The 12264-nt window shown below is 72.3% G+C and carries 9 protein-coding genes and 1 tRNA gene; 5 read left to right on the top strand and 5 right to left on the bottom strand.

Annotation, left to right across the window (positions count from 1 at the left end; all coding sequences use genetic code 11):
* Window positions 1–140: 140 nt before the first annotated feature.
* Entirely contained in the window at window positions 141–1679 is a 1539-nt protein-coding gene (locus AB0912_RS01950) for a long-chain fatty acid--CoA ligase (protein WP_366695732.1), read from the bottom strand.
* Window positions 1680–2251: 572 nt separating this feature from the next.
* Window positions 2252–3439 carry a thiolase family protein gene (locus AB0912_RS01955; RefSeq protein WP_366695734.1) on the bottom strand — a complete coding sequence of 396 codons (1188 nt, stop codon included), beginning with the start codon at window positions 3437–3439 and terminating at the stop codon, window positions 2252–2254.
* Window positions 3440–3815: 376 nt separating this feature from the next.
* Here AB0912_RS01955 and AB0912_RS01960 point away from each other — a divergent pair, with 376 nt between their 5' ends.
* Window positions 3816–4628 (top strand): SAM-dependent methyltransferase, encoded by an 813-nt coding sequence (locus AB0912_RS01960; protein WP_366695736.1) that lies wholly within the window; start codon window positions 3816–3818, stop codon window positions 4626–4628.
* Window positions 4629–4718: 90 nt separating this feature from the next.
* On the opposite strand, the gene AB0912_RS01965 is transcribed toward AB0912_RS01960, so the two are convergent.
* Window positions 4719–6737 (bottom strand): ABC transporter ATP-binding protein, encoded by a 2019-nt coding sequence (locus AB0912_RS01965; protein ID WP_366695738.1) that lies wholly within the window; start codon window positions 6735–6737, stop codon window positions 4719–4721.
* Window positions 6738–7062: 325 nt separating this feature from the next.
* Here AB0912_RS01965 and AB0912_RS01970 point away from each other — a divergent pair, with 325 nt between their 5' ends.
* Both AB0912_RS01970 and AB0912_RS01975 read left to right on the top strand, forming a co-directional pair.
* Window positions 7063–7467 carry an FKBP-type peptidyl-prolyl cis-trans isomerase gene (locus AB0912_RS01970; RefSeq protein ID WP_366695740.1) on the top strand — a complete coding sequence of 135 codons (405 nt, stop codon included), beginning with the start codon at window positions 7063–7065 and terminating at the stop codon, window positions 7465–7467.
* 244 nt (window positions 7468–7711) lie between these two features.
* A complete protein-coding gene (locus AB0912_RS01975; RefSeq protein WP_366695742.1) occupies window positions 7712–8611 on the top strand; it encodes a GNAT family N-acetyltransferase in 900 nt (299 codons plus the stop codon).
* Window positions 8612–8817: 206 nt separating this feature from the next.
* On the opposite strand, the gene AB0912_RS01980 is transcribed toward AB0912_RS01975, so the two are convergent.
* A tRNA-Pro gene (locus tag AB0912_RS01980) sits at window positions 8818–8891 on the bottom strand.
* Window positions 8892–9068: 177 nt separating this feature from the next.
* On the opposite strand from AB0912_RS01980, the gene AB0912_RS01985 reads away from it, so the two are divergent.
* Window positions 9069–9770 (top strand): transketolase, encoded by a 702-nt coding sequence (locus AB0912_RS01985; RefSeq protein ID WP_366695744.1) that lies wholly within the window; start codon window positions 9069–9071, stop codon window positions 9768–9770.
* Window positions 9771–9886: 116 nt separating this feature from the next.
* The gene (locus AB0912_RS01990; protein WP_366695746.1) at window positions 9887–10798 is read left to right on the top strand and encodes a transketolase; all 912 of its coding nucleotides are present in this window, start codon (window positions 9887–9889) and stop codon (window positions 10796–10798) included.
* A 115-nt stretch (window positions 10799–10913) separates the two neighbouring features.
* Here the strand turns inward: AB0912_RS01990 and AB0912_RS01995 are convergent, their stop codons facing one another.
* Entirely contained in the window at window positions 10914–12152 is a 1239-nt protein-coding gene (locus AB0912_RS01995; RefSeq protein ID WP_366696262.1) for an MFS transporter, read from the bottom strand.
* Between the last annotated feature and the right edge of the window lie 112 nt (window positions 12153–12264).

Genomic DNA, 12264 nt, shown 5'->3' on the forward strand with positions numbered 1-12264 from the left:
GGGCGCGGGGCGGTCGCTCGGGCCTGGGGCTGTCACCCAGCGCCGGGAGGCCCCGGGCCGCAAGGCCCCGGGCCGCAAGGCCCCGGGCCGCAAGGCGCGTGGGTGGCCGGGGCTGGGGCGCGAGGTCGGCCGGGGCCGGGTCAGGCCGTTTGGCGGGGGGCCGTGTAGTGGGTGGCTGTGTAGCGGGTGCGGAGTTCGCGCTTGAGGATCTTCATGCTGGGGCCGAGGGGCATCTCGTCGGTGAACTCCAGGCGGCGCGGGTACTTGTGACGGCCCAGATGGTCCTTGGACCACTCGGCTATCTCCGCCGCGCCGGCCGTGGCGCCCGCCGCGCGGACGACGACGGCGCACACCTCCTCGCCGTGCAGTTCGTCGGGCAGTCCGATCACCGCGACCTGGGCGACGGCGGGGTGACGCATCAGCACTTCCTCGACCTCGCGCGGATAGACGTTGTAGCCGCCGCGGATGATGACGTCCTTCTTGCGGTCGACGATCCGCAGGAAGCCGTCCTCGTCCTTGGTGCCGAGGTCACCGGTACGGAACCAGCCGTCCACCACGGCCTCGGCGGTGGCCTCGGGCCTGCCCAGGTAACCGGAGAAGACGTTGTGGCCGCGGATGACGACCTCGCCCAGCTCACCCGGGGGCAGCAGTTCGATCCGCCCCTCGACCTCGGCCCGCGCGATCTCCACGTCGACGCCCCACAGCGGATGGCCGATCGTGCCCGCCCGGGTGCCGAACAGCGGCTGGTTGACGGAGGCGGTCGGCGAGGTCTCCGACAGCCCGTACCCCTCGTAGATCTTCGCGCCGAACGCGGCCTCGAACCGTTCCAGCACGGCGAGGGGCAGCGAGGCACCGCCGGAGATGCAGACCCGCAGCTCGGGCAGGGTCGCCGCGTCCGCCGCCGCGGCGGCAAGGGCCACGTACATCGTCGGGACACCGTGGAAGGTGTTGACGCCTTCCCTCACCATCAGCTCGATCGCCCGCGCGGCGTCGAATCGCGGCAGCAGGACGAGGGTGGCGCCCGCGCGCCAGGTGGAGTTGAGGGAGACGGTCTGGCCGAAGGCGTGGAAGAGGGGCAGGGCGCCGAGGGCGATGTCGTCGGGGCGGATGTCGTTGGCGTCGAAGGCGTTGACGGTCGCGTTCATCACCAGGTTGAAGTGGCTGAGCACGGCGCCCTTGGGCACGCCGGTGGTGCCGCTGGTGTAGAAGACGACGGCCGGATCGTCGGCGTCCCGGGTGACGTACGAGGTGAGGGGCTCGGCGTCCGCCGCGAGCGTCTCGAACTCGGCCCCGAGCGTGACGACTCGGACGCCGAGGGCACGCGCGGCGGCGCCGCCGGTCGCCTCCTGCGCCGGGTGACAGAGCAGCAGGGTCGCTCCGCTGTCCTTCAGGACGTGTTCGACCTCGGAGGCGGACAGGAGCAGGTGGACGGGGACGACCACGCCGCCGGCCGCCGCGATCGCGTAGTAGGCGTGCGGGAACTCCGCCGTGTTGGGCGCCATCAGGGCCACCCGGTCCCCGGGCCGCACACCGAGCCCGGTGAGCGCTCCGGCCTGCGCCAGCACGGACCGCCACACCTCGGCGAAGGTGAGACGCAGATCGCCCTCCACGAGCGCCGTCCTGGCGGGACGGCGCCGGGCGTTCTCGGCGAGGATCGCGGCGAGGGAGAGGGTTGCCATGGAGGGTGGCTCCGTTTCTTGCTGGTGCGGCTCTGGACCAGAGGGGGTGGGTGGGACCGGTGGGCGAGGGGACGGCGGTCGAGGGGTCAGGGGCAGGGGCAGGGTCGGGGTCGAGGCCGGTGGGCACGCGGCGGGGGCGTACGGCGGCTCGCCGTCTGGGATCGTGGGCGAGGCTGGGCCCGCGCGCGGTGGAGGCGGCAGGGCTCGTGGCCTACGGGCGTGGGCAGCGGCCGGGGTCCGGGGCGCCGGGCGTTGGGCAGGGGTCCGGCCCACGGGTCTCCGGCGGCTTGCCGGGGTTCGGGGGCCACCGGCGCTCGGGCGCCTGCCGGGGTCCCGGGCCACCGGCATTCGGCGCCCGCCTGCCGGAAGCGCAGGCCCACCGGCGTTCCGCGCCCACCTGCCGGAAGCCCAGGCCCACCGGCATTCCGCGCCCGCCTCCCGGGAGCCCAGGCCCACCGGCATTCCGCGCCCGCCTCCCGGGAGCCCAGGCCCACCGGCATTCCGCGTTCGGTCGCCCGCCGTAGACCCAGGCCGCGACCCAGGTCCACGGATGTCAGCCGCCTTGCCGGTGTTCAGTGGCGCTCGATCAGGACCGCGCTGCCCTGACCGACCCCGACGCACATCGTGGCCAGGCCGCGGGCGGCGCCGGTACGGCGCATGCGGTGCAGCAGGGTGGTGAGGATACGGGCGCCCGAACAGCCGAGCGGATGGCCGAGGGCGATGGCGCCGCCGGTGGGGTTGACGAGGTCGGGGTCGATGCCGAGGCGGTCGACACAGGCGAGGGCCTGCGCGGCGAACGCCTCGTTGAACTCGGCCTCCGCGATGTCGCCGACGCTCCAGCCGACGCGCGCGAGCGCCTTTTGGGTGGCGGGCACCGGCCCGATGCCCATGACGTCCGGGTCGACTCCGGCAGAGGCCCCGGCGACGTACCGGCCGAGGGATTCCAGATGAAGTTCGTTCAGGACCTCCTCGCTGACGAGGAGCACACCGGCGGCGCCGTCGTTCATGGGCGAGGCGTTGCCCGCGGTGACGGTCCCGCCCGCGCGGAAGACCGGCTTGAGGCGGGACAGCTTGTCGAGCGAGGTGTCCTCGCGGACGCTTTCGTCGCGGTCGACCACAACGCCGTCGGGGCGCTCCACGGGCAGCAGTTCGGCGTCGAAGTACCCGTTCTTGCGGGCGTCGGCCGCGCGCTGGTGGCTGCGGAGCGCGAAGGCGTCCTGACGCTCGCGGGAGACGTCGTACCGCTCGGCGACCTCCTCGGCGGTCTCCCCCATGGACAGCAGCCCGTGCAGTTCCTTCATCGCCGGGTTGACCAGCCGCCAGCCGAGCCGGGTGTCCACGGTCTCGATGCGGTGCGGCAGCGCCTCGTCCGGGCGCGGCAGGACGAAGGGGGCGCGGCTCATCGACTCGGAGCCGCCGGCGAGCACGATGTCGGCCTCGCCGGAGGCGATGGCGCGGGCGGCCGTGGTGACGGCTTCGAGGCCGGAGGCGCACAGCCGGTTGACGGTGGCGCCGGGCACGCTGTCGGGCAGCCCGGCGAGCAGGGCGGCCATGCGGGCGACGTTGCGGTTGTCCTCGCCGGCCTGGTTGGCGGCGCCCCAGTAGACGTCGTCGACGCGGGCCGGGTCGAGGGTGGGCACCTCGGCGACCAGGCCGCGGATGACACCCGCGGCGAGGTCGTCGGGCCGTACGGAGGACAAGGCCCCGCGCAGCTTGCCGATGGGCGTGCGGCGGGCGGCCGCGAAATGGACGGGACGCACGACTGGACTCCTGACGGACACCGAGATTAATTAGCACTGCTAGTTTTGGACTATACCCCCCGCTGTGGGCCCTTGGGAAGATCCGCCGACGGCCGGTATCCGCCCATCCGTCCCGCACAGGGATGCCTGAACACATGCCTGTACAGATGCCTGCACAGATGCCCGTGCACATGCCCTTACGCACGACCGTACGCACGCTCCTGCGTACGGCTGTGCGTCCGGGCGTGCGCGGCCCGGAAAGCCGGAGACCGACACCCGGTGGCCGGGGATCGACGGTCCCCCTGCCCGGTCCGCCCCCGGATGGCACACTGCTCGCGCACCGGCGGGACAGCCCGTCGGCGAGGTGAACAGGCCGAGCGGAAAAGGGAGTTGTCGTATGACGGGGACCGGATCCACCGCAGACCGGATCGACACCAGCAGACCCCATCCGGCACGGGTGTACGACTGGTACCTGGGCGGCAAGGACAACTACCCCGTGGACGAACAGCTCGGGCGGCACATCATGTCCCTCGACCAGGGCGCCGCACGGGCCGCGCGCAGCAACCGCTGGTTCATGCAGCGGGCCACCCGTCATCTGGTCCGCACGGCGGGAATCAGCCAGTTCCTCGACATCGGCACCGGCATCCCGACCGAGCCCAACCTGCACCAGATCGCGCAGACCACCGCTCCGGAGGCCCGGGTGGTGTACGTCGACAACGACCCGATCGTCCTGGCCCACGCCGAGGCGCTGCTGCGGGGCACCCCGGAGGGGGTGACGGAGTACATCCAGGCCGATGTCCGCGAGCCGGACAAGATCCTGGCCGAGGCCGGGCGGGTGCTCGACCTCGACCGGCCGGTGGCCCTGTCGCTGATCGCGCTGATGCACTTCATCTCCGACGAGTCCGGCGCGTACGAGCTGGTGGAGACCCTGGTGGACGCGCTGGCGCCGGGCAGTTGTCTGGCGCTGTCCGCCATGACCGCCGACTTCGAGCCGGAGAACGTACGGCGGGGCATCGAGACGTACGCGCGCGGCGGCGTCACGCTCGTGGGCCGTTCGCACGCCGAGGTGAGCGGCTTCTTCCAGGGGCTCGACCTCGTGGAACCGGGGATCGTGTCCGTGAAGGACTGGCGCCCCGACCTCGCCGAGGACGAGACGCCGATCGGCGACGAACCGGTGTCCCTGTACGGCGGGGTCGGCTTCAAACGCTGAGCGGCCCGGAGGCCCTGCCCTCCTTTCGGAGTCGTTCGTAGGGGTGTGGGCGGGCTGGTTGTCCGTACGGGTGTCGGCGGCCCGCCCCGGTCAGTGGTGCTCGGCCGGGGCTCCCAGGTCGTCCACCGGCGCGGCCGGCCCGTCGGCCGTCGGAGACAGGTCGGCCGCTGCCGGCAGGTCGGCCGCTGCCGGACCGCCGGCCGACACCAGACGGCCCGCCGATGCCGGACCGCCCACCGGCACCGGACCGCCGGCCGATACGAAACCGCCCGCCGAAGCCAGGCCGCCGCCCGAAGCCAGGCCGCCGCCCGATGCAGGGCCGTCGGCGATGAAGCCGCCCGACTGGTGGCGCCACAGCTTGGCGTAGGCCCCGTCGGACGCGAGGAGTTCCTGGTGGGTGCCCTGTTCCACGATGCGGCCCCGGTCGAGGACGACGAGCCGGTCCATGCCGGCGACCGTGCTCAGCCGGTGCGCGACGACCAGCGCCGTACGCCGCTCCATGAGCCGCCACAACGCCTCCTGGACAAGGATCTCGCTCTCGGAGTCGAGGGCGCTGGTCGCCTCGTCGAGGAGCAGGATCGGCGCGTCCCGCAGGATCGCCCGGGCGAGGGCGACCCGCTGGCGCTGCCCGCCGGACAGCTTGATGCCCCGCTCCCCCACCATGGTGTCGAAACCGTCGGGCAGCGCGTCGGCGAACTCCGTGACGTGGGCCGCCTTGGCCGCGCGCCGGATCTCGGCCTCGGTGGCGTCCGGGCGGGCGAAGGCGATGTTGTCCCGCAGGGTGCGGTGGAACATCGCCGGGTCCTGCGGCACGTAAGCGATCAGGCTCCGCAGATCGGCCTGGCGCAGCCGGCTGATGTCCTGGCCGCCGATGAGGATGCGGCCCGCGTCGACGTCGGTCATCCGCAGCAGCAGCCGGGTGAGGGTGGTCTTGCCGCCGCCGGACCGGCCGACCAGGCCGACCTTCGCGCCGCTCGGGACGACCAGGTCGAGTCCGGCGAACAGCGGCTTCGCGCCGCCGTGGGTGAAGTTCACCCGTTCGAAGCGGACGTCGGCGGCCCGGGTGCGCAACGGCTCCGGGGTGACCGGGTCGAGCACGGTCGGCGGTGTCAGGAGCAGCTCCGTGAACTGGGCCGCCTCCGTCATCGAGCTTTCCAGCCGCCGGTAGATCTGGTTGAACTCGAACATGATCCGGGTGGCGTTGGTGTAGTACGTGAACGCGACGACGACGGCCTCCACGCCGTGCCCGCTCCCGCCGAACGCGACCGCGAGCAGCAGACCGAGCGCGTTGGTCAGCACCGACATCGGCGCGACGAAGGTGTCGATGCGCAGGTTGCCGTAGTCCCAGGACCGCAGGGTGAGCCGGCGTGACGCGGCGACGCGCGAGCGGTGTTCGGCGGCCTCGCGCTCCTCGGCGGCGAAGGCGCGGACGGTGTCCATGTTCATCAGGCTGTCGGCGACATGGCCGGAGACCCGGGCGATCGCCTCCTCGCGCTGGGCGACGAGTGCCTGGCGGCGGCGGATGAGGGGGACCACGCACAGGGCCGTCACCGTGATCATGGTCAGGAGTCCGACGACCAGCAGGGGCTCGTAACACCACAGGACGGCCGAGCCGAACACCAGCGGCACGAAGCTGCCGACGACCTGGAAGGTCATGGTGTCGATGAACTCCTCGAAGCGGGTGGCGAAGCTCAGCACCCGCTTGGTGAGCGACCCGGCGAAGTTGTCGTGGAAGAACGCGGCGTCCTTCGCGAAGAGTTCGTCCATGCCGACCACGTAGAGGTGCTCGATGCCGAGGGCTTCCAGCCGGTTCAGACAGTGCACGCCGAGGCGCCACAGCGCCTCCGCGAGCAGCAGCACACCACCGAACCCGAGGACGTACGGGAGTGCCGTGCCGAGGGTGATGCCCTTGTCCTCGGCGATGCGGGCGACGAGCTTGGCGACGATGAGCGGCGCGACGTAGGCGATGCCGATGTTGCCCAGCGCGGGCAGCAGCGTGGTGGGCACCGTCAGCCCGCGGAGCCGGCGCAACTCCCGTCCGTAGTAACGGAGAGCGAGCAGCACCGGGCCCCCGCCCGGTAACGCCTTGCTCGTTTCAGGTGATGCCATCCCCACCCCCGTGTCGTCGGGGCGGCCCTGCCGACGCTTATGCGAGGGGGCCGCCGATACCTGAAGAGGCCGGTGCGCGAAGAGACCGCGCGCGGCGCGGAGCCGTCCGGGCCGGCCGAGACCTCAGTGTCCCGTGACCGTGTCTGCGGGGTCCACGCGTTTTTTGCCGAGCGGTCCCTGAAGGCCGCGCGGTAGCCGGGGCGGCGGCGGTGGACGCCGTGTGGCCGCGGCCTGGTACTGACGCCGGTGTCGGCCGGTGTCGCCCGTATCGGCGATGATTTCGGACAACGACGTCCGAGGTCCGACGGCGAGTGAGAAGGCTGCGATGAGTGAACCGACAAAGCCCGAGGTCGAGGTCCCGGAGGGTGACGCCCCTGCCGAGCTGACCGTCCGGGACCTGGTCATCGGGAACGGGGCCGAGGTGAGGCCGGGCATGGTGGTCAAGGTCCACTACGTCGGGGTGACCTTCGAGTCCGGGAAGGAGTTCGACGCCTCCTGGGACCGGGGTCAGCCGTTCAAGTTCGCCCTGGGAGGCGGCAAGGTCATCAAGGGCTGGGACCGGGGAGTGCGAGGGATGAAGATCGGCGGTCGGCGCGAGATCATCGTTCCCCCGCGTCTCGGCTACGGCAAGCAGTCGCCCTCGCCGTTGATCCCGCCGGGATCGACCCTGGTGTTCGTGGTGGACCTGCTGGACTCCTACTCGGGCACGACCGGGTGGAGCAACGCCTAGCAGGACCCCGGGGCCTTGAGGGAACTCTGCGTCGTCCCGCGAGCCCCTCCTTCACGGGGCGCGGAAATCCGTGGACGGACCACCAGAAGATCACGTACGGTGTGGTTCCACGCCCTGAGACGGACGGAAGGAGGCGAGTGCCGTGCAGTTCACATCGTTCCAGCGCTCCCTCTTCCGCTGTCCCGGCGTCGTTCGTCAGTTCTGACCGGGAGCGCTCCAAGCAGCCTGTATCCCGGAGGAATCCATGACCGATCCGGTCATCCGCGCGCTCTCCGCGAGCGACGCCCATCTCTTCGACGCACTCCCCGACCCCCTGGGCGCCCGTGCAGGCCATCGGCGTACCCAGTTCCGCCCCGACTGGAAGCGCGTCGCCCTGCGCGACGGCGAGGTGGTCGCGCGCGGCGCGTGGTGGGGCGGCCCCGACGATTCGGAGCCCGTCAACATCAACTGGTTCGACGTGGCCGAGGGCGAGGAGGAGGCCGGGGCCGAACTCCTGCGCTCCGCTCCCTGGCGGGTCGAACTCGAGATCAACCTGCCCGGCGGCTGGCGGGAGAAGACCGACCTGCGCGCCGGCGCCGAGGCTCGCTTCGCCGCCGCACGAGCCGCAGGGTACGAACTCCTGGTGGAACGCTTCCTGTACCGCTGGACCCCGGAGCGAGGTCTGCCCGAGCGGCCCGGACGCCTGCGCTTCAGCGCCGAACCCGACGACAGCGTGTTCTTCGACGCGTTGCGCCGCATCCACTCCGCCACCCTGGACGCCCACGCGCTCAGGGCCATCGAGGAGGGCGGCCTCGACCAGGCCGCCCAGGAGGAACTCGACTTCTTCCACTGGTGCCCCTCCCCTCGGGAATGGTGGCAGACCGCACACACGCCGGAGGGCGACCTGGCCGGCATCCACATCCCGGCCCACAACCCCTCCGGCCCGACCATCGGCTTCATCGGAGTCGTCCCGGAACAGCGCGGTCGTGGCTACGCCTACGACCTCCTCGCGGAGTGCGCTTGCCTCCTCGTCGAGCAGGGCGCGGAGTTCATCAGCGGAGCGACGGACCGGGCCAACTTCCCCATGGCCGCGAACTTCGCCAGGGCCGGTTTCCCCGTCGTCAGTGAACGCATCAACTTCCACCCGGCGGGCCGAACGACCTAGGGTGCGTCGTCTGGACCACATCCGCCGCCGGCCGAGCCGGCCTTTTCAATCCTTTTCAATGGTGGGCCGCTACGCCTCACTGGCCCGCCCGGCGAAACGGGGGGGGAGGTCCCCGGCGGAATCCAGTCCCCAGCCGGTCCCCGGGAACGATCAAGGGCCGGTCTCGGATGTCTCCGAAACCGGCCCTCACATGCGACTGTCTCCAGTCGGGACGACAGGATTTGAACCTGCGACCCCTTGACCCCCAGTCAAGTGCGCTACCAAGCTGCGCCACGTCCCGATGCCCGCCTGACCTGGGGTTTCCCCTGGCTGGACGTGCACGGAAACAATACCGCACTCACGCCCGTGGTCGCGCACCCGTTTATCCCGGGGCGGTCGCCCGGTGCGGTCCGGAAACAGGAGGCGGCTTCCGCGACCGCTTGACCTGAAGTTTGGTTGAGGTTGCACGATCGTTCGTATGACGATCACCGCGAAGCGCCGCCACACCTACGCCGACCTGCCGCGACTGATGGGGCTGATGACGGGCGACGAGAAGCACGGCCCGGCGGCGACCTCCACACTGGACGCGCTGTGGGTCCTGTACGACCGGGTTCTGCGCGTCACTCCCGAACGGCTCACCGACCCCGAGCGTGACCGGTTCCTCCTGTCCAAGGGGCACGGGCCGATGGCCTACTACGCGGTGCTCGCCGCCAAGGGGTTCCTGCCGGTGGAGTGGCTGCCCGGTTTCGGTTCCCACGACTCGCCGCTCGGGCACCATCCGGACCGGGTGCTGGTGCCGGGTGCCGAGATCGGCAGCGGGTCGCTCGGCCACGGGCTGCCGATCGGGGTCGGGATGGCGCTCGGGCTGCGGGCACGGGGTCTCGGCGAGCCGCGGGTGTGGGTGCTGGTCGGCGACGCCGAACTGGACGAGGGCAGCAACCACGAGGCCATCGCGTTCGCCGGACCGGCCGGGCTGGAGCGGCTGCACACCGTCGTGATCGACAACTCCTCGGCGAGCCATGGCCGGCCGGGCGGCATCGCGGCCCGGTTCGAGGCGGCCGGCTGGTCCACGGCCCCCGTGGACGGGCGTGACCACGAGGCCCTGTACGCGGCTTTCACCGCCCCGCATCCGGGCCGGCCGCACGTGGTCGTGGCCCAGGTCGAGCCCAAGAGCCCGTGATCGCCACCCCGGTTCCCGGCCTTGCGCTTCCCTCCCTCCGCGCTCAGTCGTCACGACCGCTTGTCCGGGGTCCACAGGCCCCGCTGCCCATCGTCTTCAGGAAGGACCCCGTACCCATGGACACCATGCGTGACCGTTTCGGACCCGTCGTCTCGCGGCTGCTCGCCGAGGACCCGCGCGTCGCGGTCGTGCTCGCCGAGATCGGCGCGGACGGCTTCACGGAGGCCCGGCGCCGGCATCCGGACCGGGTGATCAACGTCGGCATCCGGGAGCAGCTCCTGATCGGGGCGGGCGCGGGCCTGGCGCTGACCGGGTTGCGGCCGGTGGTACACACCTTCGCGAGCTTCCTGGTGGAGCGGCCATTCGAGCAGATCAAGCTGGACCTCGGGCACCAGGACGTGGGCGCCGTCCTGGTCAGCGCGGCGGCCTCCTTCGACTGGCCGGCCGGCGGGTTCACGCACATGGCGCCGGGCGACGTGGCACTGCTGGACACCCTCGACGGCTGGACCGTCCATGTGCCGGGTCATCCCGACGAGGCGGAGACCCTGCTGCGGCACGCCGTCGCCGCCGGGGACGACAAGGTGTACGTCCGGCTGTCCGTGCAGGCCAACGCGCACGGCCGCGTGGTCGACGGGGTCCGCTTCCACACGGTCCGGGAGGGCCGCGACGGTGTGGTGGTCGCGGTGGGGCCGATGCTGGACGCCGTACTGGCCGCCACCGAGGGACGCGATGTGAGCGTGCTCTACGCGACCACCGTCCGCCCGTTCGACGGGGCCGCCTTGCGCCGTGCCACCGGGTCGGCCGGCACCGACGTCGTGCTGGTCGAGCCGTATCTGGCTGGTACCTCGTCGGCCGCCGCCGGGGAAGCGCTGGCCGACGTGCCCCACCGCGTCCTCGGTCTCGGTGTGGGCCGCCGTGAACTGCGCCGCTACGGGACGGTCGAGGAGCACCTGACGGCGCACGGCCTGGACGCCGGGTCCCTGCGCGAGCGGATCGACGGCTTCCTCGGGGCCCGGGCACACGCCTGAACCGCCGGCCGACCGTGCCGGGTCCCCCGTCGAGCGGGCGTGCCCGTGCTCCGCCACCCGCGCCGGGTCCCCTGCCGCCCGGGGGTGCCCTTGCTCCGGGCCCGGCGCGCGCCGCTCACCCGGTCCGGCGTCTCTCTTTCCGGGCCGGTGTCGCGGCGGCGACGGTCGCGCCGAGCCGGGGCACGGGTCCCTCGACCCGGACCAGGTCGCGGATCGCGGGCACGGACAGCAGGGCCGCGGCCACGACGAGGCTCATGACCCCGCCGATGAGCAGGACGCGGTCGGCGCCGAGGGCGGCTGCCGCCGGTCCGGCGAGGGCCTGGCCCACCGGCATCATCGCCAGGGAGCCGGCGACGTCGTAGGCGTGGATGCGGTTGAGGACGTCGGGCGCGACCTGCGTCTGCACGCTGGTCGCCCACATGACCCCCCAGACGGACATCCCCGCCCCGGCTATGACCGCTCCCGCTGAGATGGCCCCGACACCGAGGCCGGCGCCGACGGAGGCGGGGAAGCAGGCGAAGGCGAAGAGGGCGATCGAACCGGCGCGCAGCATCCGGCGCGGACGCAGCCGCAGCGCGACGAGTCCGCCGAGGACAGTGCCCGCGCCGAGGGCGGAGTTGATGAGTCCGTAGGCGCGCGGGCCGTGCTGCTGCACCACCTCGGTCGCCACCAGGGGGACGGTCGGGCCCCAGACGGCGATCATGTAGACGCACCAGATGACGATCACGCCCCAGAGCCAGGTGCGCGCCCTGAACTCCCGCCAGCCTTCGGTGAGATCGGCGCGGAAGCTGGCGCCGTGCGCCCGGCTTCCGGGAGCCGCGGCCGGCAGGCGGAGCAGCAGCAGGCACAGGGCGCTGAGCGCGAAGGTCGCGGCGTGGGCGACGAACACCCCTCCAGCGGAGGCGAACGCGACCAGCAGGCCGGCGAGGGCGGGGCCGCCGAGCTGTGCGGCGGACTCGGCTATGCGGATCGCGCCGTTGGCCCCCTGGACGTCGGTGGCGAGGCGCGGGACGGTGCTGGCGACGCCGGGCTGGAAGACGGCGCCCGCGACGCCGTTGACCGCGCCGATCACGCAGATCTGCCAGAGGATGACGTGGTCGGTGAAGAAGAGCGCGGCGGCGGCGGACTGGGTGACCAGTCGCACCAGGTCGGCGCCGATCATCAGCTTGCGGGTGTCGAACCGGTCGGCGATCACCCCGCCGAAGATGACCAGTCCGGCGAAGGACGCGGCCGACGCGGCCATGGCGAGACCGACGGCGCCGACCCCGTACCCGTACTGGAGGAGTCCGGCGGCGAGGGCGACCGGCAGCATGGTGTCGCCGAGCCGGGCGAGGGCCCTGGCGACGAAGAACAGGGCGAAGTCGCGCGACCAGACGGACGCGGGCGGCGACGGGTCGACGCCGAGACCGGCGGCGCGGAGCGGACGCCTGTCCGAGGAGCCCTCAACAGCGCACCCCGGCCCACCG

It is taken from the genome of Streptomyces sp. NPDC007084, assembly GCF_040703595.1.
Classification (GTDB): Bacteria; Actinomycetota; Actinomycetes; order Streptomycetales; family Streptomycetaceae; genus Streptomyces.